At 71.7% G+C, this 22,992-nt stretch carries 18 protein-coding genes; 7 read left to right on the top strand and 11 right to left on the bottom strand.

All coding sequences use genetic code 11. The features are described from left to right. Positions 1–169 precede the first annotated feature (169 nt). From ACFQU3_RS01960 to ACFQU3_RS01950, 3 genes are all read left to right on the top strand, one after another. Entirely contained in the window at positions 170–3,142 is a 2,973-nt protein-coding gene (locus ACFQU3_RS01960) for a glycoside hydrolase (RefSeq protein WP_385905701.1), read from the top strand. A gap of 130 nt (positions 3,143–3,272) precedes the next feature. Beyond that, on the top strand, positions 3,273–3,914 hold the full coding sequence (locus ACFQU3_RS01955) for an RNA polymerase sigma factor (protein WP_385905698.1): 642 nt from the start codon (positions 3,273–3,275) through the stop codon (positions 3,912–3,914). Next, complete coding sequence (locus ACFQU3_RS01950) at positions 3,911–5,095, top strand: Gmad2 immunoglobulin-like domain-containing protein (RefSeq protein WP_385905695.1); 1,185 nt, start codon at positions 3,911–3,913, stop codon at positions 5,093–5,095. Before ACFQU3_RS01955 ends, ACFQU3_RS01950 begins: the two co-directional genes overlap by 4 nt. Before the next feature lie 134 nt (positions 5,096–5,229). Here ACFQU3_RS01950 and ACFQU3_RS01945 read toward each other — a convergent pair whose 3' ends face one another. From ACFQU3_RS01945 to hrcA, 3 genes are all read right to left on the bottom strand, one after another. Beyond that, entirely contained in the window at positions 5,230–5,973 is a 744-nt protein-coding gene (locus tag ACFQU3_RS01945; RefSeq protein ID WP_385905692.1) for a 16S rRNA (uracil(1498)-N(3))-methyltransferase, read from the bottom strand. A 19-nt stretch (positions 5,974–5,992) separates the two neighbouring features. Continuing rightward, positions 5,993–7,123: a molecular chaperone DnaJ gene (gene dnaJ / locus ACFQU3_RS01940; protein ID WP_385905689.1), complete on the bottom strand. Its 1,131-nt coding sequence runs from the start codon at positions 7,121–7,123 to the stop codon at positions 5,993–5,995. Between the two features lie 79 nt (positions 7,124–7,202). Further along, entirely contained in the window at positions 7,203–8,246 is a 1,044-nt protein-coding gene (gene hrcA, locus ACFQU3_RS01935) for a heat-inducible transcriptional repressor HrcA (protein ID WP_385905686.1), read from the bottom strand. A gap of 234 nt (positions 8,247–8,480) precedes the next feature. On the opposite strand from hrcA, the gene ACFQU3_RS01930 reads away from it, so the two are divergent. Further along, positions 8,481–9,365 (top strand): DUF3097 domain-containing protein, encoded by an 885-nt coding sequence (locus ACFQU3_RS01930; protein ID WP_385905683.1) that lies wholly within the window; start codon positions 8,481–8,483, stop codon positions 9,363–9,365. An 18-nt stretch (positions 9,366–9,383) separates the two neighbouring features. Here ACFQU3_RS01930 and ACFQU3_RS01925 read toward each other — a convergent pair whose 3' ends face one another. The 4 genes from ACFQU3_RS01925 to ACFQU3_RS01910 form a co-directional block, all read right to left on the bottom strand. Beyond that, positions 9,384–11,072 (bottom strand): CHAP domain-containing protein, encoded by a 1,689-nt coding sequence (locus ACFQU3_RS01925; RefSeq protein WP_385905680.1) that lies wholly within the window; start codon positions 11,070–11,072, stop codon positions 9,384–9,386. 148 nt (positions 11,073–11,220) lie between these two features. Continuing rightward, complete coding sequence (locus ACFQU3_RS01920) at positions 11,221–12,750, bottom strand: aldehyde dehydrogenase family protein (protein ID WP_385905677.1); 1,530 nt, start codon at positions 12,748–12,750, stop codon at positions 11,221–11,223. Positions 12,751–12,791: 41 nt separating this feature from the next. Next, complete coding sequence (hemW, locus tag ACFQU3_RS01915; RefSeq protein WP_385905674.1) at positions 12,792–14,027, bottom strand: radical SAM family heme chaperone HemW; 1,236 nt, start codon at positions 14,025–14,027, stop codon at positions 12,792–12,794. Between the two features lie 45 nt (positions 14,028–14,072). Beyond that, positions 14,073–15,326 carry an MFS transporter gene (locus ACFQU3_RS01910; RefSeq protein ID WP_385905671.1) on the bottom strand — a complete coding sequence of 418 codons (1,254 nt, stop codon included), beginning with the start codon at positions 15,324–15,326 and terminating at the stop codon, positions 14,073–14,075. Positions 15,327–15,424: 98 nt separating this feature from the next. Between ACFQU3_RS01910 and ACFQU3_RS01905 the strand changes: the two genes are divergently transcribed. Continuing rightward, a complete protein-coding gene (locus tag ACFQU3_RS01905; RefSeq protein WP_385905668.1) occupies positions 15,425–16,249 on the top strand; it encodes a tyrosine-protein phosphatase in 825 nt (274 codons plus the stop codon). A 28-nt stretch (positions 16,250–16,277) separates the two neighbouring features. On the opposite strand, the gene ACFQU3_RS01900 is transcribed toward ACFQU3_RS01905, so the two are convergent. Further along, positions 16,278–16,739 carry a hotdog fold domain-containing protein gene (locus tag ACFQU3_RS01900; RefSeq protein WP_385905665.1) on the bottom strand — a complete coding sequence of 154 codons (462 nt, stop codon included), beginning with the start codon at positions 16,737–16,739 and terminating at the stop codon, positions 16,278–16,280. 52 nt (positions 16,740–16,791) lie between these two features. Continuing rightward, a complete protein-coding gene (gene lepA / locus ACFQU3_RS01895; RefSeq protein WP_385905662.1) occupies positions 16,792–18,636 on the bottom strand; it encodes a translation elongation factor 4 in 1,845 nt (614 codons plus the stop codon). A gap of 187 nt (positions 18,637–18,823) precedes the next feature. On the opposite strand from lepA, the gene ACFQU3_RS01890 reads away from it, so the two are divergent. Further along, positions 18,824–19,915 carry a M48 family metallopeptidase gene (locus ACFQU3_RS01890; protein WP_385905660.1) on the top strand — a complete coding sequence of 364 codons (1,092 nt, stop codon included), beginning with the start codon at positions 18,824–18,826 and terminating at the stop codon, positions 19,913–19,915. Beyond that, a complete protein-coding gene (locus tag ACFQU3_RS01885; protein WP_385905657.1) occupies positions 19,903–20,256 on the top strand; it encodes a cupin domain-containing protein in 354 nt (117 codons plus the stop codon). Before ACFQU3_RS01890 ends, ACFQU3_RS01885 begins: the two co-directional genes overlap by 13 nt. A 116-nt stretch (positions 20,257–20,372) precedes the next feature. Here ACFQU3_RS01885 and ACFQU3_RS01880 read toward each other — a convergent pair whose 3' ends face one another. Together ACFQU3_RS01880 and ACFQU3_RS01875 are read right to left on the bottom strand one after the other, a co-directional pair. Beyond that, positions 20,373–21,440, bottom strand: coding sequence for an ABC transporter ATP-binding protein (locus tag ACFQU3_RS01880; RefSeq protein WP_385905654.1), 1,068 nt, complete (start codon positions 21,438–21,440; stop codon positions 20,373–20,375). After that, the gene (locus ACFQU3_RS01875) at positions 21,433–22,926 is read right to left on the bottom strand and encodes an ABC transporter permease (protein WP_385905651.1); all 1,494 of its coding nucleotides are present in this window, start codon (positions 22,924–22,926) and stop codon (positions 21,433–21,435) included. Before ACFQU3_RS01875 ends, ACFQU3_RS01880 begins: the two co-directional genes overlap by 8 nt. Between the last annotated feature and the right edge of the window lie 66 nt (positions 22,927–22,992).

Genomic DNA, 22,992 nt, shown 5'->3' with positions numbered 1-22,992 from the left:
GGAACCGTTCACATCGTGCCACCCACGGCGAGACAGTCCCTTGACACCCACCGCGCCCGGCTGGGACGGTGACGGCGGCCGATGTTTACGCAAACATACCCCTTCACCCAGGACGATGTTGGCGCAACATCCCGGACCGCCATCGACGCCGTTCCAGGAAGGCACCACCATGAGACCCCGTCCCACCCGCGCCGTCACCGGCGCGCTGACCAGCGTCACGGTCGCCGTCGGATCCCTCCTCATCGGGACGGGCGCCGCCGCCGCTCCCGCGCTCTCGGACTCCTCCCCGGCCTCCTCCCCCGCCGCGGCGGATGCGCCCGTCGTCCCGTCGGTCCGCGTCACGCCGGACCCCTCGTACCAGCAGGCCGCCTTCGAGGGCTGGGGGACGAGCCTCGTGTGGTTCGCCAACGCCACGGGCAGCTATCCCCCGGCCGTCCGCGAGAAGCTGGCGGACCTCGTCTTCGGCAAGGACGGCCTGGCACTCAACATCGCCCGCTACAACATCGGCGGCGGCAACGCCCCGGACGTCAAGGACTACCTGCGCCCCGGCGGTGCCGTGCAGGGCTGGTGGAAGGCCCCGGCCGGCACGACCCGCACCGACGTGGACTGGTGGTCTGCCGATGACCCGGCCGACTGGAACTGGGACGCCGACCAGACCCAGCGCTGGTGGATCGACCGCATCAAGGGCGGGATCACGAAGTGGGAGACGTTCAGCAACTCGCCGCCGTGGTTCATGACCGAGAGCGGCTATGTCTCCGGCAACTTCGACGCCTCGAAGGACCAGCTCAAGCAGAGCAGCATCGGTGACTTCGCGGCCTACCTCGTGCGCGTCACCGAGCACCTCGAGACGGCGCACGGCATCACCGTCGACACCATCGACCCGTTCAACGAGCCGAACACGAGCTACTGGGGCACCCAGCTCGGCGCGGACGGCCAGCCGACCGGCGGACGGCAGGAGGGCGCCCACATCGGGCCGGAGCTCCAGCAGCAGGTCATCAAGGCGCTGGCCCCCGTGATCGCCGCATCGTCGACGACGGCCACGATCTCCGCGATGGACGAGACCAACCCGGGCACGTTCGTGCGCAACTGGATGTCGTACCCGGCGGAGGTGAAGGCGGCCGTCAGCCGGATGAACGTCCACACCTACGGCACCGGGCAGCGCACCGCCGTCCGTGACCTGTCCAAGTCCGACGCCAAGCCCCTGTGGATGTCCGAGGTCGAGGGCGACTGGGGCAACGGGCAGGACTTCGCCGACATGACGCCCGGGCTCGGCCTCGCCCAGCAGATCACCGACGACCTGCGGGAGCTGGAGCCGTCCGCCTGGGTCTTCTGGCAGCCGGTCGAGGACTACAACAACATGGCACCGGGTGGCGAGGGCAGCCGTGGTGGCAACTGGGGCGAGATCCAGCTCCCGTTCGACTGCACCGCCGAGGACACGCTCGACACGTGCGCCATCCACACCAACCAGAAGTTCAACACCGCCCGCAACTTCACCCACTTCATCCGCCCAGGCGACCACGTCGTCAAGGTCAACGACACCAGCACGGTCGGCGCCATCCGTCCCGATGCCCGCACCGCCACGCTCGTCCACACGAACAAGACGTCGGGTGCGCGTGACGTGCAGGTCGACCTGTCGAAGTTCGGCACGGTCGGACCGGCGGCCACGGTGACGGCGTTCGTGACCGACGCGTCGGGGGCGCTGCAGGAGAAGGCTCCCGTGCGGGTCAGCGGCACGGCGGCCACGGTGCGGGTGCCCGCGCACTCCGTGACGACTCTCGTCGTGTCCGACGTGCGGGGGGTGGCCAAGGACGCGTCCGCTGTCCAGGACGGGCACCTCTACCGGTTCGTCGGCGTGCAGAGCGGCAAGTCGCTCGACGCCGAGGAGAACGGTCTGGCGATCCGCACGACCGACGCCACGACCGGCGACCAGCTGTGGACCGCGACCCGGGTCACCGACGGTGTGACCAACCGCGAGCGCTACCAGATCCGGGCTCTCGACGGGCGTCAGGTCGCGCTGCGGCCGGGAGGTCTTGTGCTCGAAGCGGCGCAGACGGCCCCTGACACGGCCGCCCAGTGGTACCTGTCCACGACCGGCGACGGCACGTACACGATCGCCAGCGCGACCGGACCCGCGAACGTCGAGGTCGGTGGCGAGGCCACGGCCGACGGGTCCGGCGTCGGCACCTGGCAGCCCAACGCGAACAACAACCAGCGGTGGCGCCTCGTCGACGAGACGGTCACCGGGGTCGCCGACCTCAAGCTGTTCACCGTTCCCGGCGTCGCTCCGACACTGCCCGCCACGGTGACGCCCTCGCGCACCGGCGGTGGCGGGGCGGCCATCCCGGTCCAGTGGCGCTCGGTGCCGTCCGTGCTGTGGGAGCGGACGGGCACGGTGTTCGTCTTCGGCACGGCGACCGACCCGGCGACGGGGCGGGAGTACGCCGCTCGCGCCGTCGTGACCGTCGACACGGTCACGCGGACGCAGCCGGCCGCGACCAAGACCTACGTGGGCGGCATCCCCGCCCTGCCGTCGACGGTCACCGCGGTGTCCGACCGGTACGCCGTGCAGGTGAACCTTCCCGTCGCCTGGGACACCACCGGGGTCACCTACGACCACGTGGGCGACGTGACCGTGCCGGGAGTCGCGACCATCCCCGATGGGTCCACGATCCCCGCGACCCTCGTCGTCACGGTCACCGAGCCCGTCGAGGCCAACGTGGCTCTGGCGCCCGGCACGGTCGCGACCGCGACCTACACCGAGCCCGGCTACTCGCCGCAGGGCGTCGTCAACGGCGACGTGACCGACAAGGCGTGGTCGAACTGGCGCTCCGGGACGCAGCGTCCCGGAGACACCATCACGGTGACCCTCCCGACGCCGGGTGACGTGACGCGTGTGGTGACGCGCTTCTACCAGGACGGTGGCAACGTCAGCTACGCCAAGACCCTCCAGGTCGAGGCCCTGGTCGACGGTGGGTGGCAAACCGTCTCCGGAGTCGTCACGGTCGATGCGACCGGCCCGGCGGCACCCGTGGTGTCGGTGCCCGTGACCCCGGTGCGCGCGAGCGCCGTCAGGGTCGTCATGACGGCCGACAGCTACATGACGGTCAGCGAGGTGGAGGTGCTCGCCAAGGCGGCCGCCTGACCTGCGTCGTCACCGTCGGCCCGAGGGCCACGGCACTCCTGTCGCGAGTGTCGTGGCCCTCGGGCGTCGCGTTCGCGACATTTCGGCGCGGATGCGTCAACCTTCGGGTCCACGTGCGCGTCTGTTGTCCGTGAGAACGTTGAGTATGCCGGCCGGCCAGCTCAGTGACCCAGGAGCCTCCGGGTCCGCGCGCCGCGCTGCGTCGGGACAGGCGGGGACTTCCCGCGGCTGGTTCGGTGGCGACCTGCCGACCGACCCCGACGTCGGCATCACCGAGCTCTACGCCGCGCACTGGCACCGTCTCGTGCGGCTCGCATGGCTGCTGCTGCGTGACCAGCTCGCCGCGGAGGACGTCGTCCAGGACGCGTTCGTCGCCACGCACCGCAACTGGGGCTCCATCCGGGAGGGGGGCCGCGTCGTCGGCTACCTGCAGACCTCCGTCGTCAACGGCTGCCGCTCGGTGCAGCGCCACAACATCGTCGTCGACCGGCAGAACGTGCGTGACGCGGCGTCCGCCGACGCTGTCGGTCGCGGCAGCGCCGGCAGCGCGGAGGCCCAGGTCATCCACTCCGCCGAGCGCGACGCCCTCATGGACGCCCTGCGCGGCCTGCCCGCCCGGCAGCGCGAGGTCCTCGTGCTGCGCTACTACTCGGACCTCTCCGAGGCCCAGATCGCCCAGATCCTCGAGATCTCTCCCGGCGCCGTGAAGACCCACGCCCACCGAGGCCTGACGGCCCTGCGCCAGACCATCGACCCCAGGGAGCTGTCATGAACACCGACCCGACACGACCGGGTGGCCAGTCGCCCGACGAGGAGCCCGTGGTCATCGGCGCCGGCCTGCGTCCCGTGGAGGACCGACTGCGTCGCGCCCTCGACAGCGACGCGCGCAGCATCACCCCGAGCGACCGCCTCGGCGCGATCCTCACCGAGGCCCACGCGTACGACTCCCGTGGCATGGCGGGCCGCCGCCAGCGCTGGCTCGTGCCCGCGGCGGCAGCGGCAGCAGCCGTCCTCGTCGCGGGCACCCTGTGGGCCGTGAACCGGCCCTCGACGCAGAACCCGCCCGTCGCCGCGACCTCGACCGACACCGGCACGCCGTCGGCCAGTCCTTCGACCGCCACATCGACCGGCACACCGTCCACCGGTCCGTCGACCGTGCCGACCCAGACCGCGACGGGGCCCACCACGAGCATCGCCCCGCCCGCGACGAAGGACCTGTCGGTGCCGGTCTACTACCTCGGGCCTGTCGTGAGCGGCAGCGACGACGTGCGGCTCTTCCGCGAGTTCGTCCGCGGGTCGGTGACCCAGCCGTCGGGTCCCGAGAGCAAGGCCCTCGCCGCGCTGACCCTCGCCATGGGCGACGCGCCCCGGTCGTCGTCCTACGTGTCGGCGTGGGCCGGCGTGCGTCCGCTGTCCGTCACTGTCGACGCAGACCGTATCGCGGTGACCCTCTCCGGCGCCCTGCCGAGCGGCGCGCCGGTGTCGGCGGAGCTCGCGCTGCAGCAGCTCGTCTGGACCGCCCAGGCCGCGGTGGGCCAAGGCACCCGCCCGGTCGTGCTCTCGGTCGAGGGTGGCGGTGAGGTCGCGCCCGGCGTGCCCTCGGGCCGCGAGCACCAGCGCCCGGGTGACGAGGCGGCCGTGTACGACGTCCTCTCGCCGATCTGGGTCGACGAGCCCGCGCGCGGCGCGGTCGTCAAGGCCGGCGCACCGCTGACCGTGAAGGGCATCGCCAGCACCTTCGAGGCCAACGTCGAGTGGGAGCTCCTCCGAAACGGCACGTCCGTCGAGAAGGGCTTCACGACGGCCACCATGGGCGCACCGAAGCGGGGCACCTACGGGTTCACGACGACGAAGGACCTCGCTGCCGGCTCCTACACGCTGCGCGTCTTCTCGAGCAGCGCGAAGGACGGCTCGCTCGAGTTCGAGCAGAGGATCCCCTTCACCGCACGATGAGGCAGCCCACGACCGTGGCGGTCGGAGGTGGAGCGGGTGACTGCGGTTCGTTCCGGCGACATCTCGCCGGAACGAACCGCGTCCGCCTGACCTAAGCGTTGTCCCGGGCGCGTGCCGCGGGCCTGCGTATGCCGTCAGCGCCAGCGGGTGCGCGCGCTGAGCACGGCGAGCGCAGCGGGTCCGGCGGACGAGGCGCGCAGGATCGACGAGCCGAGCCGTACGGCGCGGGCTCCGGCAACCGTGAGCGCGTCCACCTCGCGGTCGGTGATGCCGCCTTCCGGACCGACGACGACGAGCACGTCGCCCGACTCCGGCAGGTCGACCGACGCGAGCGGCTCGGTGGCGTCCTCGTGCAGCACGAGCGTCAGGGCCGACTGGCCCACCCTCGCCACGAGCGGCGCGAGCCCGACCGCCGGCGAGGTCACCGGCACCCGGGCCCGGCGCGACTGCTTGCTCGCGCGCGTCACGACGGACGCCCACTTGGCGAGCGACTTGGAGGCCCGTTCGCCGCGCCAGACAACGACGGACCTCTCCGCCTGCCACGGCACGATCTCGTCGACGCCGAGCTCGGTCGCCGCCTCGATGGCCTGCTCGTCGCGGTCGCCCTTCGCGAGGGCCTGGACGAGCACGAGCCGGGGTGACGGCTCCGGCTCGTCGACGACCTCGAGGACGGTGCCACGCACCCACGCCCGGTCGACCTCGGTGGCCTCGATGAGGACCCGCCGACCGGCGCCGTCGGCGACGAAGCACCGTTCACCGGGCCGGATGCGTACGACTGCCGCTGCGTGGCGGCCTTCGTCGCCCTCGAGGATCAGCGGTGACCCGACCGTGGCCGCGGCGACCGAGGACGGCTCGCCGAGGAACAGCTGGTGGGTCATCGCGGGGTCACCGGCGCGATCACTTCTCCTTGAAGGCGTCGCGCAGCTTGCCGAAGATGCCCTTGTTGGCCGGCGTCAACCGACCCTCGGGGCGCTCCTCGCCGCGCAGCGCGGCGAACTGCCGCAGCAGCTCCTGCTGCTCGTCGGTCAGCCGCGTCGGCGTCTGGACCGTGGCGTGGACGAGCAGGTCGCCGCGGCCGCCGTGGCGCAGGTGCGTCACGCCCAGGCCGCGCAGGGTCAGCACGTCGCCGCTCTGCGTGCCCGGCTTGATCTCGAGGTCCTGCATGCCGTCGAACGTGGCCAGCTTGAGGGTCGTGCCGAGCGCCGCCGCCGCCATGGGCAGCTCGATGCTGCAGTGCAGGTCGTCGCCGCGGCGCGTGTAGGTCTCGTGGTTGACGACGCGGATCTCTACGTAGAGGTCGGCCTTGGGGCCGTTGCCCGGGCCGACCTCACCCTCGCCGGTCAGCTGGATGCGTGTACCGGTGTCGACGCCGGCCGGCACCTTGAGCTTGAGCGAGCGACGCGTGCGGACCCGGCCGTCGCCGGAGCAGTCGTGGCACGGGTCGGTGAGGGTCGACCCGTAGCCCTGGCAGTTGACGCACGGCCGCGACGTCATGACCTGGCCGAGGAAGCTGCGCTGGATCTGCTGCACCTCGCCGGCGCCGTGGCAGATCGGGCAGGTCTGACGACCGGTGCCCGGTTCGGCGCCGTCGCCGCCGCAACGGGTGCAGCCGACCGCCGTCTCGAGGTTCAGCTCCTCCTCCGAGCCGAAGACGGCCTTCGAGAGGTCGAGGTCGAGGCGCACGAGAGCGTCCTGGCCGCGCTGGACCCGGGGGCGCGGGCCGCGCGTGCCGGCGGCAGAACCGGCGCCGAAGAACGCGTCCATCACGTCGCTGAACGAGAAGCCCTGGCCCGCACCGAAGCCCGCGCCGCCGGTGGCGAACGGGTCGGCGCCCATGTCGAAGGACTGACGCTTCTGCGGGTCGGACAGCACGTCGTAGGCCTGCGACACCCGCTTGAACTCGTCCTCGGCCTCGGCGCCGGAGTTGACGTCCGGGTGCAGCTTGCGGGCGAGTCGACGGTAGGCCTTCTTGATGTCCTCCTGGCTCGCGTCGCGCGAGACGCCGAGGACGGCGTAGTAGTCGTTCAAGCTCGGGTTCCTTTGGTACGTGGTGCGTTCGGTTCCGGCGCGACGATGCACCGGTCGGGCTGGCCGGGTCGGGTCTGGGTCAGGTGGCCTGGTTCTCGTCGAGGATCTCGGACACGTAGCGCGCGACCGCCCGGACCGAGGCCATGGTCGTGGGGTAGTCCATGCGGGTCGGGCCCAGCACCCCGAGGCTCGCGACGCGCTCGGCGCCCGAGCCGTAGCCCATCGAGACGAGCGACGTCGTCTGCAGGCCGGTGACGGGGTTCTCCGAGCCGATGCGGACCGACACGAGGTCGGGATCGTCGCCGAGCTGGCCGAGGAGGCGCAGCAGGGTGACGTGCTCTTCGAGGGCCTCGAGGATCGGACCGATCGTGCGTGGGAAGTCGGTGCCGGCGCGGGCCAGGTTGGCCTGACCGGCGAGGACTACACGCTCCTCGCGCTCCTCGACGAGGGCGTCGCCGAGCGCGGAGATCACGGCCGTCAACCCCGCACGCTCGGCGTCATCGGCCTCGTCGACGAGCCGACGCAGCTGCGTGGCCGCGACGGTGAAGGGCAGGCCTGCCGCGACGTCGTTGATGCGGGTGCGCATCGACGAGACGAGCGCCTCCCCCTCGGCGTCGAGGAGCGAACGGCCGATGTCGACGACCCGCTGCTCGACCCGGCCGGTGTTGACGATGAGCACGACCATGAGGTGCGAGGCACCCAGCGGGACGAGCTCGATGTGCCGCACCGTCGAGCGGGTCAGCGAGGGGTACTGCACGACCGCGACCTGGCGGGTCAGGCTCGCGAGCAGCCGGACCGTGCGGTCGACGACGTCGTCGAGGTCGACCGCCCCCTCGAGGAACTGGCTGATCGCGCGCCGCTCCCCCGGGCCGAGGGGCTTGACGGCGCTGAGCCGGTCGACGAAGACGCGGTAGCCGGCGTCGGTGGGCACGCGCCCGGCCGACGTGTGCGGCGCATGGATCAGACCCTCCTCCTCGAGCAGGGCCATGTCGTTGCGCACGGTCGCGGCGCTCACCCCGAGGTGGTGGCGCTCGACGAGGGCCTTGCTGCCGACCGGCTCGGAGGTCTGGACGTAGTCCTGCACGATCGCGCGCAGCACCATCAGCCTGCGGTCCTCGCTCATCGCGTCCCTCCTCGCGTCTCTGGCACTCTCCGTTGACGAGTGCCAAGTCTACGTCGTGGGCGGCCGATCTCCGATTTCATCCAACCGTATGCCGGGACGGCCAGGACGCGCCCGGGTCGAGGCGCTCCACTCGACCCGGGGTCGCGGGTGAAAGTGCCCACTCGACGGTTGAGGGGGCGCGTGCACCCGCGTGGCGGCTGCGCGAGTGGCATCCACACGGCATACCCTCCCGTGGTGCCTCCCATCGACCGCTACGGATCCGACGTGCTGAGCGGGGACTGGCGCGCGCCGAAGCGCGGCCGGTCGGTCCCGACCCCCGCCGAGCGCGACCTCGTCGTCGAGGAGGTCGAGACCGGCTGGGTCGGCGCCGTCGTACGCGTCGAGAAGGCGGGCGGCATGCACGTCGTCCACCTCGAGGACCGACGGGGTCGCACCAAGGCGTTCCCGCTCGGGCCGGGCTTCCTCGTCGACGGTGCACCGGTGACCCTCACCCCGCCCACCGCCGCGGCGACAGCGGCCCTCGCCGACGCCCGCCGTGCGGCGTCCCGTACCGCCAGCGGCTCCGTCGCCGTGCAGGGTGCACGAGCGAAGGTCGCGAGCGGCTCACGCATCTATGTCGAGGGCCGACACGACGCCGAGCTCGTCGAGAAGGTCTGGGGTGACGACCTGCGCGTCGAGGGCGTCGTCGTCGAGCTCATGGACGGCGTGGACGACCTCGCCGGCATCATCGCGGAGTTCCAGCCGGGCCCCGGCCGCCGCCTCGGCGTGCTCGTCGACCACCTCGTGCCCGGCACGAAGGAGGCGCGCATCGTCGAGCAGGCTCGCGCGCTGCCGGGCCTCGCCCAGCACGTCAAGATCCTCGGCCATCCGTACGTCGACGTGTGGCAGTCCGTGCGGCCAGAGCGGCTCGGCTGGCAGCAGTGGCCCGTCATCCCCCGCGGCACGTCGTGGAAGCACGGCATCTGCGCCGAGCTCGGCTGGGCGCACGCGAGCCAGGCCGACATCGCGAACGCCTGGAAACGCATCCTCGGCACCGTGCGCAGCTACGCCGACCTTGAGCCGACGCTCCTCGCGAGCGTCGAGGAGCTCATCGACTTCGTGACCGAGCCCGTCGCCTGAGCCGGACGTGTCCGTGGGCTACTTCTTGAGGTAGCCCTGCACGTCGACGACGAGGTATGCCGCCGCGGACGTGTGCAGCGTCACCGTCCCGTCCGCCCCGACGGGGACGACGACGGAGTTGACTCGCGTACTCCCGGAGGCGACCGTGACGTTCGGCGAGCTGGGACGGGTCGTCCCGCTCGTGTAGGTCGTGACCGTCGTCGTGGCGAGCGGCGCGATGGGCGTCACCGTGAGCGAGACGGCGCGTACGCCCACGGTCGGCACACCTCCGCGTCCGAGGACCGGCACGCCCAAGGTTCCGCCGGCGGCGACGCGTCCGGTCGGCGCTCCCAGGCCCGTGCGGGTGTCGAGCAGACGCGTCGGGGCGACGGCGACGTGGTCGCCACCCGTCTTGAACCAGCCGACGACATCGACGAGCAGGTCGGTCTGGGCGGTCGAGTGGATCGTCACCTTGCCGCCGCTCCCGAGTCGGGAGACGACCATGCCGCTCATCGAGGCGGCCGGGTCGAAGCGCAGATGCGCCGTCACGGGGCGCGCTGCGCCCGTCGGGTATGCCGTCAGCCAGCCACCAGCGGACGGCGTTGCGGCGGAGAGGCTGAGCACGACCGCCGAGGCGCCGGTGCTCGGGACGATCCCGGCTCCGGCGACGGGCAGGTCGACGGTCCCCCCGGCGGGCACGCGGACCTTGGCCGTGCCGAGGCCGGTGCGTGTGTCGAGGACCCGGGTCGGCGTCACGGGGACGAGGTGACCGGTCGTCGGGTACCACCCGACGACGTCGGCCACGAGGTTCGTCGTCGCCGACGTGTAGAGCCGCACCTTGCCGTCCGTGCCGAGTCGGGCCGGGACGAGCTGGCTCAGGGTCGTCGCGGACGTGTACGACAGGCTTCGGGTGCCGGGTCGGGTGACACCGGAGGGATAGGTCGTCAGGTAGCCGTCGGCCCCGGGCGCGGCGACCGTGACGTTCAGCAGGGCAGTCCCGATGCCTCCCGTCGGGATGCCGGCCCGCCCACTGACCTGCACGCCGATCGACGTACCGCCCGCCACCTTCGCGGCGGGGGCGCCGAGACCGGTGCGGGTGTCGAGCAGCCGGGTCGGGGTGACCGGCCGGTACACGTCGGTGTCGATGACGGTCGTGCCCTGGTCACGCAGGTGGATGAAGCCGTTGGGCCACTTGCCGCCGGTGCGGGTCACCCTGCGCCACTTGAACTCCCCGCCCCAGTTGTCCTCCGAGATGATGACCTCGTCGGCCGAGATGACCCGCTCGACGTACGCGACGTGCCCGGTCGACGAGAACGACGTGTTCCACCACGCGACGGAACCGACCGCTGGGTCGTCGTTGGTCTGGCTCGGGAACGCCGGCCCCCAGTTGTACGCGTTGCCCGACAGGGTCGACGGCCTGGTGTTGGGCAGGCCGTTCTTGACGAGGCGGTAGGCGACGTAGTTCGTGCAGTTGTGGCCCGTCGACTGCCGCCACCAGCTCGTCGCGGCGCTCTCCTTGTAGCCCGAGTGCGGGTAGCCCGCCGTCTGGCATGGGTCGTAGCCGGTGCACAGGACGATCCACTCGGCGGAGCGGGCCGGGGCAGCGACCCCCACGGTCGACACGAGGAGCGTGACGATCGCAGCGAGCAGCGCCGCAGCGCGTCGCTGCCGCGCCTTGTCGGCGTGGCTCGTGCCGCCGCCGGCCTGGGGGCGAGGCGCCAGTGGCATGTAGGTCTCCCGTGATTGCCTGAGGATGCTCCCGGCAATCTAGGACAATCAGGCCACGTGATTACTGGTTTCCCAGAAATCACATGCGACACACTGGGTGAGTTGCGCGACTTTTGCCTCAGCTCATGCTAATGACACCGCTGTCATTTCACGACGCTCGGCGTCGTCGACGGCCCGGCGCCACGACCCGGTCGATGAGCCGGCGCTTGAGGTCGGTGAACGGTGGCCGCACGACCGCCGTCGTGTCGGGCCGGGTGGGCAGGGACAGCACGGGCTTGGCGTGCGAGAAGAGCTCGATCGAGCGTTCGCCGTGGTAGGCCCCCATCCCACTCGCGCCGACGCCGCCGAACGGCAGCCCGTGCACCGACAGGTGTGCGAGCGGAACGTTGAACCCCAGCGCTCCTGAGGACGTGTCGCGCACGAACCGCCGGCGCACCTCGTCCGAGGCCGTGAAGACGTAGAGGGCCAGCGGCTTGTCACGACCGTTGACGAAGTCGACCGCGGCGTCGAGGCCGGCGACCTCGACCAGCGGCAGCACCGGCCCGAAGATCTCGTCGCGCATGATCGCCGCAGCCGGGTCGCCCGGGTCACGCACCTCGACGACCGTCGGCTCCAGGTAGCGGCTCGCCGCGTCCGAACGCCCGCCCGTGACGACCTGCACCGGGTCGATGAGGCCGGTCAGGCGCTCGAAGTGCCGCGCGTCGACGATGCGCCCGTAGTCCGGCGACTCCGCTGGATCGTCACCGAAGGTCTCCCGGATCGCTTCCACGAGAAGGGGTTTCAGAGCCTCGAGGGTGGCGCGGCTGCCGAGGACGTAGTCCGGCGCGACACACGTCTGGCCGGCGTTGGTGAACTTGCCCCAGACGATGCGGCGGGCAGCGACAGGGAGGTCTGCGTCGTCGGACACGTAGGTCGGCGACTTGCCCCCGAGCTCGAGCGTGACGGGCGTGAGGTGGCGTGCGGCCGCCTCGAGCACGATCCGCCCGACGGCCCCGTTGCCCGTGTAGAAGATGTGGTCGAACCTCTCTTCGAGCAATGCCGTCGTCTCGGGGACGCCTCCCTCGACGACGTGCACGGCGTCGCGGTCGAGGAGGGCGGGCACGAGACGCGCGAGCACCCGAGAGGTCGCCGGGGCGAGCTCGCTCGGCTTGAGCACGGCCGCGTTGCCCGCGGCCAGCACGCCGACGAGGGGCGCGAGGCACAGCTGGAGCGGATAGTTCCACGGCGCGATGACGAGCACGACCCCGAGCGGCTCGCGCACGACCTTCGCCCGCCCTGGCACGAGCGAGAGCGGCACCCGCACCCGACGCGGCGCCAGCCACGAACGAAGGTGGCGCAGCGCGTGGTCGATCTCGGCGACGACGAACCCCGTCTCGGTGACCCAGGACTCGGTGAGGCTCTTCCCGAGGTCGGAGTGCAGTGCCTGCGCGATCTCGTCCTCGTGCTCGACGAGGAGGCGCCTCAGGGCCTGCAGCTGGGCGACGCGCCACTCGCGGGGCTTCGTGACGCCCGCGTCGAACGTACGTCGTGCCAGCGCGACGACCTCCCCCACGCTCGGCCGCCCGGGCACAGCCGAAGGCGTCGCTGCGGCGGGTGCCGCTGCGTCCGGGGCAGGCGCGGGCTCGACTGTCCTGTCGCTCGCCTCGTCATCGGTGGTCGTCGACACGGTTCGGCTCATGGGGCCCTTCCTGATCGGTTCGGCGCGGCTCCTGCCTGCGCTCAGGCGGCGAGCAGACGGTGCACCACGGTGTCCGCGAGCAGCCGGCCGCGGCGGGTCAGCACGAGCCGTGCGTCGCGCAGCGCGGACGGGCCGTCGAGCAGCCCGTCGGCGATGAGGCCGGCCACGGCCGTGCGTCCCGATCCTCGCAGATCCGAGACCGGCAGCCCGTCTGCGAGGCGTGTGCCGAGGAGCACACGCTCGTCGTAGCGCTGCTCGTCGGTGAGGGTCTCGCGGGCGTGCGCGGGCGACTCGCCCGCGGCCAGCCGGGCGGCATACGCGCTGGGGTGCTTGACGTTCCACCACCGCACGCCGCCGACATGGCTGTGTGCGCCGGGGCCGATGCCCCACCAGTTGGTGCCGGACCAGTACGCGACGTTGTGCCGGCAGCGGGCGTCCTCGGACCGCGCCCAGTTGCTCACCTCGTACCACCCGAATCCGGCCGCCGACAGCAGCTCGTCGGCGAGCTCGTACTTGTCCGCCTCGTCGTCGTCCTCCGGCGCCGGAACGAGGCCGCGACGGACCTGGGCGGCGAGCTTCGTGCCCTCCTCGACGACGAGGGCGTACGCCGACACGTGGTCGGGCTCGAGCGCCACGGCCGCCTCGAGGCTGCGCCGCCAGTCCTCGAGCGTCTCCCCCGGCGTGCCGTAGATGAGGTCGACGCTCACCTGCATGCCGGCCTCCCTCGTCGCCGCGACGGCGCGCGCGACGTTGTCGGGGTCGTGGGTGCGCTCGAGGGTGCGCAGCACGTGCGGCACGGCTGACTGCATCCCGACGGAGACGCGGGTGAACCCACCCTCGGCGAGCTCGCCCAGCGACTGCGGCGTCACCGAGTCGGGGTTGGCCTCGGTCGTCACCTCGGCACCGGGAGCCAGGCCGAACCGCTGGCGTATGCCGTCCAGCACCCTCACGAGGTCACGGGACCGCAGCATCGTCGGGGTGCCACCACCGACGAAGACCGTCGACACGGACGGCGCCCCGTCGCCGAGGACCCGCTGCGCGAGATCGAGCTCGCGCCCGGCGGCATCGGCATAGGTGTCGATCCCGATGCTCGCCCCGGGACCCCCGAGCTCGGTCAGCGTGTAGGTGTTGAAGTCGCAGTAGCCGCAGCGCACCGTGCAGAACGGGACGTGGACGTAGATGCCGAGGTCCGTCGACGCAAGGTCGGCGAGCGCCGCTACGGGAATCTCGCCCGACGTGGGTGCCGGGTCGCCGTCGGGAAGGGCGGAGGGCGGCATACGCCCATTGTCTCAGCCGTGACGACGTGCCACGTCCACGCCCGCTCAGCCTGAATGCGTCGTCACGCCGTAGCGGGCCCGGGAGGCGAGAGCCCAACGGGCGACCGGGACCGATCCGAGTGCGATGACGACCATGAAGGCCGCCAGGGCCAACCACCCGGTCTCGCCGAGGTCGACGCAGAAGTACGTGACGACGGGCGGGGCGACGACGGCGAGGACGCTGAAGCCGAGACCGGCGAAGCCCTGGTACTGGCCCTGCCGCTCGTGCGGAGCGAGGCCGATCTGCAGGCCCCACTGGCCACCCGAGCCGATCATCTCGCCGACGACGTGGACGAGTGAACCGGCGACGAGGGCGGTGACCGCGAGCCACGGGCTGCCGCGGTCGGCCAGGGCCACGAGGGCGAAGCCACCCGCGATCCACCATGCGCCTCGGACGAGCGCACGCGCCCCCGCCTCGACGGAGTCGGCGCGACGCGACAGCCGGACCTGGAAGAGGGCGACGGCGGCGGTGTTGATGATGAGCAGCACCGCGACCATGACGGTGGGCGCCGACGTGCGCGCCGAGATGTAGAGCGCGAGGCCGAGCTCCATGACGAAGAAGTGGAGCGAGAAGAGGCCCGTGATCACGGTGATGACGACGTAGGGCCAGTCGCGGATCACCGCGAGTCGGGGCTCGCCGGCCGTGCGTTCGTGGGGGGCGATGTGCGGCAGGCGGGTCGTGTTCCACGCGGCGAAGCCGGTGAAGGCGGCGTTGAGGAAGAAGACGCTGACGTAGGCCCAGGGTTCGTCGATGACGAGGGCGGCACCGCCGAAGACGGAGCCGAGCCCCAGCGCGGTGTTCGTGACGGCGCGGAGGTAGGCCTTGAAGAGCACTCCCCGACCGCCGGTGGCGAGCTGGGCGATGACGCCCTGGTTGACGGCGCCGGCGCCACGTTCGAAGAACGCGAGCACGCCGAGGAGCAGGGCGAGCGCCCACGGGCTGCGGGCGAAGACGGGCGGGGCACTGAAGAGCGCGGCCCCGACCATGAAACCGGTCAGGACCTGGCGCGGCCCGCGGGTGTCGCCGAGGTGCCCGGCGGGGACCTGGACGATGATCCCGACGACCGCCGAGACCGACATGGCGAGCGCCACCTCGGTCGCGCTGAAGCCCACCTGCCGTGTGAAGTAGAGGGCGCTCGTCGTGAGCACGGCGCCGGCGCCGAAGCGGTTGGCGAAGGAGCTGAGCGCGAGGATCCGCAGGTCGCGGTCCACCGGAACCCCTCGTCGGGTCAGCGGTGGGTTCGTCGTCGTCGCGGACACGGCACGCTCCTGGGCTCGGCAGCTCTCTTGACATCAAGATATCTGACGGTACGCGGGTCACGACAAGTCGTTTTCCGGCGTCGCCTAGGGTTGGAGGGGTGTACCGCCCCAACTGGATCGAGCTCGACGGCGTCGTCAACATGCGCGACCTGGGAGGCATGGTCACGGCCGACGGTGACATCGTGCGCCCGCACCGGCTGCTGCGCTCCGACAACCTGCAGGACCTCACGCCGGCGGCCGTCGAGGCCCTCGTGAGCCGCTACGGGGTCAGCGACGTCATCGACCTCCGCACCCACGTCGAGGTGGCCAAGGAGGGCGAGGGTCCGCTGTGGGCGGTCGAGCGCATCCACCACCACCACCACACGCTCTACCGCGAGGACACGAGCGAGTCCGGGATCCCGGCCGCCGAGCGGGCCCTACCCTGGGAGACCGACGAGCGACGACAGTCGGCGGCCGCGGAGGCGCTCGACGAGGAGCACCGCCCGAGCCACGACGAGTTCTGGTCCGAGCACTACCTGTCCTACCTCGCGACGCGCCCGGACTCCGTCGTCGCGGCCCTGCACGCCATCGCCGGGAGCGAGGGCGCAGCCATCGTCCACTGCGCCGCCGGCAAGGACCGCACGGGGACCGTCGTCGGCCTGGCGCTCAAGGTGGTCGGCGTCCCCGACGAGCTCGTCGTGGCGGACTACGCGGCATCCGCCGAGCGCGTCGAGGCGATCATGGGCCGCCTCCGGGCGAAGGCGGCGTACGCCGAGAACCTCAAGGACAAGACGGTGGCACAGCAGTCCCCGACCACCGACACGATGCGCAGGCTGCTCGCGACCCTGGACGAGCGCCACGGTGGTCCGCTCGGCTGGCTGGGCGCACAGGGATGGACCCCGGGCGACACCGACCGGCTGCGCCGCAAGCTGCTCGCGGACTGAACGTCGACCGGCCGCTCGCTCCCGAGCGTCAGTTCCGCGGGCTCACGTAGAGGTGGATCGTCCCCTCGACGGTCACGACCCCGTCGGCGCCGGTCGCCGTCACGGTGACCGGCACGTCGGACCGGCCGTCGGTCCACGCCTCCGGCTCCGTCGACGCAGTACAGGTCAGGCCCGTCGTCGACTTCGCGAGGTAGCGCACGTCCATGCCGCGCGGGATCCACCGATGCGTCGCAGGGACGCTCGCCTCCGCGAGCAGGCCCATGGCAGCCTCGAGACCGTTGCACGCGGCGATGGCGTGCACGGTACCGATGTGGTTGCGGACTCGGCGCCGCTTGGGCACGACGACGACGGCGCGGTTCGGTGCCACCTCGACCACCCGGGGACGCACCGAGCGGAAGTAGGGTGCGGCAGCGCAGAACGCGAGGGCGAACACGCGCTTCCCGAAGGGGCGGTGCTCGAGGCGGCGGTACAGCGCGTACGTGTCGACCATGCGCACAGGTTACCGCCCGGTAACGAGAGGACGACGTCGGCCGGCGCCGGCGTTACTTCTTGGCCTTGCCGGTGTCGCCGTCGCTGGAGAGTGCCGCCACGAAGGCCTCCTGCGGCACCTCGACCCGACCGACCATCTTCATGCGCTTCTTGCCCTCCTTCTGCTTCTCGAGCAGCTTGCGCTTGCGGCTGATGTCGCCGCCGTAGCACTTGGCAAGGACGTCCTTGCGAATGGCCCGGATGTTCTCGCGGGCGATGATGCGCGAGCCGATGGCCGCCTGGATCGGCACTTCGAACTGCTGTCGCGGGATGAGGTCCTTGAGCTTGCCCGCCATCATGACGCCGTACGCGTACGCCTTGTCCTTGTGCACGATCGCGGAGAACGCGTCGACGGACTCGCCCTGGAGCAGGATCTGGACCTTGACGAGGTCGGCGACCTGATCGCCGTCGGGCTCGTAGTCGAGCGAGGCGTAGCCGCGGGTGCGCGACTTCAGCTGGTCGAAGAAGTCGAAGACGATCTCGGCGAGGGGCAGCGTGTAGCGCATCTCGACGCGGTCCTCGGAGAGGTAGTCCATGCCGCGCAGCGTGCCGCGCTTCGTCTGGCACAGCTCCATGATGGCGCCGACGAACTCCGACGGTGCGAGGACCGTGGCTCGCACGATCGGCTCACTGACCTCGGCGATCTTGCCCTCGGGGAACTCGCTGGGGTTGGTGACGTGGATCTGCTTGCCGTCGTCCATCGTCACGTCGTAGACCACGTTGGGCTGCGTCGAGATGAGGTCGAGCCCGAACTCGCGCTCGAGCCGCTCGCGGACGATCTCGAGGTGGAGCAGGCCGAGGAAGCCGCACCGGAAGCCGAAGCCGAGCGCGGCAGACGTCTCGGGCTCGTAGACGAGCGCGGCGTCGTTGAGCTTGAGCTTGTCGAGGGCCTCGCGCAGGTCGGGGTAGTCGGAGCCGTCGATGGGATAGAGGCCGGAGAAGACCATCGGCTTGGGGTCGCGGTACCCGCCGAGGTCCTTCGCGGCCGGCTTGCTCGCGTTGGTGACGGTGTCGCCGACGCGCGACTGGCGGACGTCCTTGACGCCGGTGATGAGGTAGCCGACCTCGCCGACGCCGAGGCCCTTGGAGGGCACCGGCTCGGGGCTGATGACGCCGATCTCGAGCAGCTCGTGCGTCGCACGCGTCGACATCATGACGATCCGCTCGCGCGGGTTGAGGTTGCCGTCGACGACGCGCACGTAGGTGACCACGCCGCGGTAGGTGTCGTAGACCGAGTCGAAGATCATCGCCCGCGCCGGCGCGTCGGCGTCACCGACCGGGTGCGGCAGCTTCTCGACGATCGTGTCGAGCAGCGGCTCGACCCCTTCTCCGGTCTTGCCCGACACCCGGAGGCAGTCGTCGGGATCGCCACCGATGAGCTTGGCCAGCTCCTCGGCGTACTTCTCCGGCTGCGCGGCGGGAAGGTCGATCTTGTTGAGCACCGGGATGATCGTGAGGTCGTTCTCCATCGCGAGGTAGAGGTTCGCGAGGGTCTGCGCCTCGATGCCCTGCGCGGCGTCCACCAGGAGCACGGCGCCCTCGCACGCAGCGAGCGAGCGCGACACCTCGTAGGTGAAGTCGACGTGCCCCGGGGTGTCGATCATGTTGAGGCAGTAGGTCGTGTCGTCGACCTCCCACGGCATGCGCACGGCTTGGCTCTTGATCGTGATGCCGCGCTCGCGCTCGATGTCCATCCGGTCGAGGTACTGCGCGCGCATCGCGCGCGAGTCGACCACCCCGGTCAGCTGCAGCATGCGGTCGGCGAGGGTCGACTTGCCGTGGTCGATGTGCGCGATGATGCAGAAGTTGCGGATCAGCTCGGGCGGCGTTGCGTGCGGGGCAAGCGCGGTACGGGCCATGGGCGACACGGTGGGACGAACCTCGCAGAGTCAGGGTGACGGGTCGGTGGTGCTGGTCTGTGGTCGGGCCGGCCTGCTGGGCCCCGCCGCGACCAGCACAGTCTCCCATGCTTTGAGGGTCTGCCGCTCACGTCCTTCGCCCCTCCGTACGCCTCGGCGAGCGCCGCTGTGACGCACAATGGCGCCCATGCGAGCCCAACCCATGCAGGTCCTCCCCGTGGCCCCCGGGTCGCACGTGCCGCTGCGCCGCCACGTGCGGCACCCTCGGGAGATCCTCACCCTCGTCATCGCGATCATCGTCTCCCTGCTCCTGCTCCTGGCGGCGGTCAACGAGGTCACGGTCGCGATCGACCAGGAGCGTGCACCCGACGTCTACGCCCTCGCCCTGGTCTTCGCGCCGCTGCTCGTGTGGTTCGCTCGCGGCCAGCTCTGGGCGCTCCAGCGTCTCAACGGGATCAAGCTGACGGCCGAGCAGTTCCCGGAGGCGCACGCGATGCTCGTCGACGCCGCAGGACGCTCCGGCATGTCGTACGTGCCAGACGCCTACGTCGTGCTCGGCAACGGGGTCATCAACGCCGCCGCTTCGGGACACGGCTTCCGTCGGTTCGTCGTCGTGCACAGCGACCTGCTCGAGGTCGGTGGCGCGGCGCGTGAGCCGGACGCGCTGCGGTTCGTCATCGCGCACGAGGTGGGGCACATCGCGGCGGGCCACACGAGCTACTGGCGCATCCTCGGCACCTTCGCGTCGCAGTGGATCCCGCTCGTCGGCTCCACCCTGAGCCGCGCGCAGGAGTACACCGCAGACAACTACGCCCACGCCCTGGTCCCGCACGGAGCACGGTCGGCGATGGCGACCCTCGCCGGCGGCAAGTACCTCGGCCGGTCGGTCGATGTCGACGCGATGGCCGACCGGGCCGTCACCGAGCCGGGTTTCTTCGTGTGGATCTCCAACGCTGCGGGCACCCACCCGGTCCTGCTCTGGCGCATGCACGCCCTGCGCGACCGGCGTCGGCCCGGCAGGCTGCTCTGGCGGCCGAGAGAGCCCTGGCTGTGGGGGCCGGCGTCGGCGCCGGGTGCCTACGCCCTGCCTGCCATGATCGGCTTCTCCCCCACCCCCATGCCGGAGGCCGCCCTGCCGGACGTCCCGCTTCCACCGGCGCTGACACCCCTGTCGCACTCGGCCGTGCCCGTTCGACGTGACAGCGAGGGCCAGGAGCCTCACGCGACCCGGCCCGACCCGACCATCCCGACGAGAGAGGACGAGCGATGGAGACCCTGATCAGCCGCGCCGACGGGCGCGAGGACGGCGAGGACTGGACCGAGAACTACGAGCAGCTGCCCGGCGGCGCCGGTGTCAGCATCATCCTCGAGTCGACGACCAAGGAGGGCGTCGGGCCGCGGCTGCACCAGCACCCGTACGCGGAGACGTTCGTCATCCGGCGCGGGTGGGCGACGTTCACCGTCGGCGCGGGCGACGGGGCGCGAGAGCTCGTGGGGCGGGCCGGGCAGGTGCTCGTCGTCCCGGCCGAGACGCCGCACCGCTTCCGCACCGGACGCGACGGCTACGAGGCCGTGCACATCCACGCCAACGAGCGCTTCGTCACCGAATGGCTCGAGTGACCCGGCGTATGCCGTCCGCTCCGTCGCCAGGCTGACCGCGCGGGAGGTGTCGCGCCATCCGTCGTGCCTGTCGTGGAGTCCAGGCGGGGCCGGCGACGGTCAGACGTCCGCGAGGGTCACCGGGCGTAGGCGAGGGCCGGGCCGATGACGCGCACTGCGACGTCGTCGCCGGGCCGGAGCGGAGCAACCGTGCGGGCGTACACGCGCACCGCCGGGTCGGCCTCGAGCAGGGTCAGCCGGACGAGGGCGTCGTGCCCGTGGAAGACGACGTCGTCGACGTGGGCCCGATGGCCGTCGCGCTCGAGTCGCGCGTCGACCCGGATCTGCTCCGGGCGCAGCGCCGCCAGCACCGGCCCGTCGGCCGCGACCGGGCCGTGCAGCGGCAGCCGGCCGAGCGGCGTCTCGACGACGTCACCTGACTTCGTCCCCGGCAGCTCGACGAGGTCACCGACGAAGCGCGCGACGTCGAGGTCGAGCGGGCGCTGGTAGACCTCGACGGGGCTCGCGTGCATGAGCACCCTTCCGTGGTCCATGACGGCCACGGAGTCCGCCATCGACAGGGCCTCCTCCTGGTCGTGCGTGACGATGACCGCCGTGGCACCGATGGCGTGCAGCACCGAGCGCACCTCGCCGCGCACCTGGGCGCGCAGGCCGGCGTCGAGTGCGGAGAACGGCTCGTCCAGCACGACGACCTCCGGGCTGGGGGCGAGGGCCCGTGCCAGCGCCACCCGCTGCTGCTGCCCGCCGGAGAGCTGGTCCGGCCGACGGTCTCCGTGACCGGCGAGCCCGACGAGGTCGAGCATCTGGGCCACGCGCTCTCGCGCAGCCGCGTGGCTCAGGCTCCCTCGAGGCCCGCCTCGACGTCCCACGCCCAGGCCGAAGCCCACGTTGGCCGCGACGTCGAGGTGCGGGAAGAGAGCGCCCTCCTGGGGCACGATGGCCACGCCTCGCCGCTCGGGCGGCACGTGCTTGCCGGGGCCCTCGACGAGCCGGCCGTCGACGGAGACGGTGCCGCGGTCGGGACGGGCGAAACCGGCGACGACGCGCAGCAGCGTCGTCTTGCCACAGCCGGACGGTCCGAGGATCGCGGTGAGCCGACCGGAGGCAAGGTCGAGGTCGACCTCGTCGAGCGCGGTGGTCGCACCGAAGGACTTCGTCACGCCTCTCAGGGTCACGTCACTCATCGGCCACTCCTCGGATCGGCTTGAGCACCATGCCATTCACAGGTCCCTCCGTCGCAGCCAAACGGCCCTGCGCGTGCATGAGCCAGAGCGTCGGCACGACGGCGAGCACGACGAGGGCGAGTGCGTAGGGCGCGGCAGCGGCGTATGCCGCGACACCGGTCTCGGTCCACAGACTCGTCGCGAGCGTGTTGGTGCCCGTGGGCCGCAGCAGGAGCGTCGCCGGCAGCTCCTTCATGATCGTGAGGACGACCAGGGCAGTGCCGGCGGCGATGCCCGGCGCAGCGAGCGGTAGCGTGACCCGCCGCAGGACGTCGAGCGGGCTGCTGCCCAGCGACCGGGCCACCTCCTCGACGCGGGGCGAGCTCATCGCGACGGCCGCACGCACCGCGCCGACGCCTGCCGGGAGGAAGAGGACGGCATACGCGATGAGCAGGAGAGGGGTGCGCTGGTAGATGGGTTGCGCGACGCGAACGCCGAAGAACACCAGCGCCAGCGCCACGACGATGCCGGGCAACGCGTGCCCCGCCCACGCGGCGAGCTCGATCGCCGACGACGAGCGGGAACGGTAGCGCGCGACGAGGACCCCGACCGGCACCGCGAGCGCCATCGTCACGAGGGCCCCGAGCACCGCGAACAGGACCGTCGTGCCCGCGCTGGACACCAGCCGCTCGGCGTCGATGCCTGCGGACAGGCCGGTGGCGAACCAGTAGAGCAGGGAGACGACAGGGAAGACGAGGGCGAGCCCCAGCACCGCGAGCACGGCGACCGACGCGGAGGCGGCCGCCCAACGGCCCAAGCGGATCGGGTCGGCGCGACGCGAGACTCCCGAGCCGATGCGTGCCTGCTCGAGCCCGCGACGGGAGCGGCGCTCCCCCAGGGCGATGAGGACCGTGAGGACGACGAGAAACAGCGAGAGGACTGCGGCCGGCGTGCGGTCGAAGCTTGCGCGGTATGACGTGTGGATGGCGCGGGTGAACACGTCGTACTGCAGCAGCGACACGGCGCCGAAGTCGCTCAGCGTGTACAGCGCGACGAGCAGAGCTCCCGAGGCAGCGGCCGGCCAGACCTGGCGGACGGTGACCGACCAGAAGGTGCGCCACGGGCTCCTGCCGAGACTGCGCGCCACCTCCTCCTGCGCAGGATCGACGGCGCGCATGGCGGCCGCGACGGGCAGCAGGACGTACGGGTAGGTGCACAGGGTCAGCACGGTCGCGGCACCGACGAAGCCGCGTGCCCAGGGCACCGCCGCGATCCAGGCAAACGCCGCGACGTAGCTCGGGACCGCGAGCGGCAACGCGGCGAGTGCCCCGATCCAACGCCGCCCCGGCAGCGACGTGCGCGTCACGAGCGCGGCCACCCCGACACCGATGACGAGGCAGAGACCGGTGACGACCACGACGAGCCCGAGGCTTCGCCCGACGAGCTCGATCGTGCTGGGGCGTAAGAGGATCCGTCCGACGCGGTCTCCCGCCTCGACAGCCCGCACCACGAGGTAGCCGAGCGGCAGCAGCGCGAGCAGCGCCCCGGCTAGCGCGGGGACGACGAGCCACGC

The organism is Terrabacter sp. GCM10028922 (assembly GCF_042666095.1).
Lineage (GTDB): Bacteria > Actinomycetota > Actinomycetes > Actinomycetales > Dermatophilaceae > Terrabacter.
The sequence above is the reverse complement of the archived record's forward strand: the minus strand, read 5'-3'. Positions and strand labels throughout refer to the sequence as shown.

What these genes read in the sequence shown, in the direction of transcription:
- ACFQU3_RS01960 (WP_385905701.1), top strand. Translation starts at nt 170, where the DNA reads ATGAGACCCCGTCCCACCCGCGCCGTCACCGGCGCGCTGACCAGCGTC.
- ACFQU3_RS01950 (WP_385905695.1), top strand. Translation starts at nt 3,911, where the DNA reads ATGAACACCGACCCGACACGACCGGGTGGCCAGTCGCCCGACGAGGAG.
- ACFQU3_RS01945 (WP_385905692.1), bottom strand. Translation starts at nt 5,973, where the DNA reads ATGACCCACCAGCTGTTCCTCGGCGAGCCGTCCTCGGTCGCCGCGGCC.
- hrcA (WP_385905686.1), bottom strand. Translation starts at nt 8,246, where the DNA reads ATGAGCGAGGACCGCAGGCTGATGGTGCTGCGCGCGATCGTGCAGGAC.
- ACFQU3_RS01925 (WP_385905680.1), bottom strand. Translation starts at nt 11,072, where the DNA reads ATGCCACTGGCGCCTCGCCCCCAGGCCGGCGGCGGCACGAGCCACGCC.
- ACFQU3_RS01920 (WP_385905677.1), bottom strand. Translation starts at nt 12,750, where the DNA reads ATGAGCCGAACCGTGTCGACGACCACCGATGACGAGGCGAGCGACAGG.
- hemW (WP_385905674.1), bottom strand. Translation starts at nt 14,027, where the DNA reads ATGCCGCCCTCCGCCCTTCCCGACGGCGACCCGGCACCCACGTCGGGC.
- ACFQU3_RS01900 (WP_385905665.1), bottom strand. Translation starts at nt 16,739, where the DNA reads ATGGTCGACACGTACGCGCTGTACCGCCGCCTCGAGCACCGCCCCTTC.
- lepA (WP_385905662.1), bottom strand. Translation starts at nt 18,636, where the DNA reads ATGGCCCGTACCGCGCTTGCCCCGCACGCAACGCCGCCCGAGCTGATC.
- ACFQU3_RS01890 (WP_385905660.1), top strand. Translation starts at nt 18,824, where the DNA reads ATGCGAGCCCAACCCATGCAGGTCCTCCCCGTGGCCCCCGGGTCGCAC.
- ACFQU3_RS01885 (WP_385905657.1), top strand. Translation starts at nt 19,903, where the DNA reads ATGGAGACCCTGATCAGCCGCGCCGACGGGCGCGAGGACGGCGAGGAC.
- ACFQU3_RS01880 (WP_385905654.1), bottom strand. Translation starts at nt 21,440, where the DNA reads ATGAGTGACGTGACCCTGAGAGGCGTGACGAAGTCCTTCGGTGCGACC.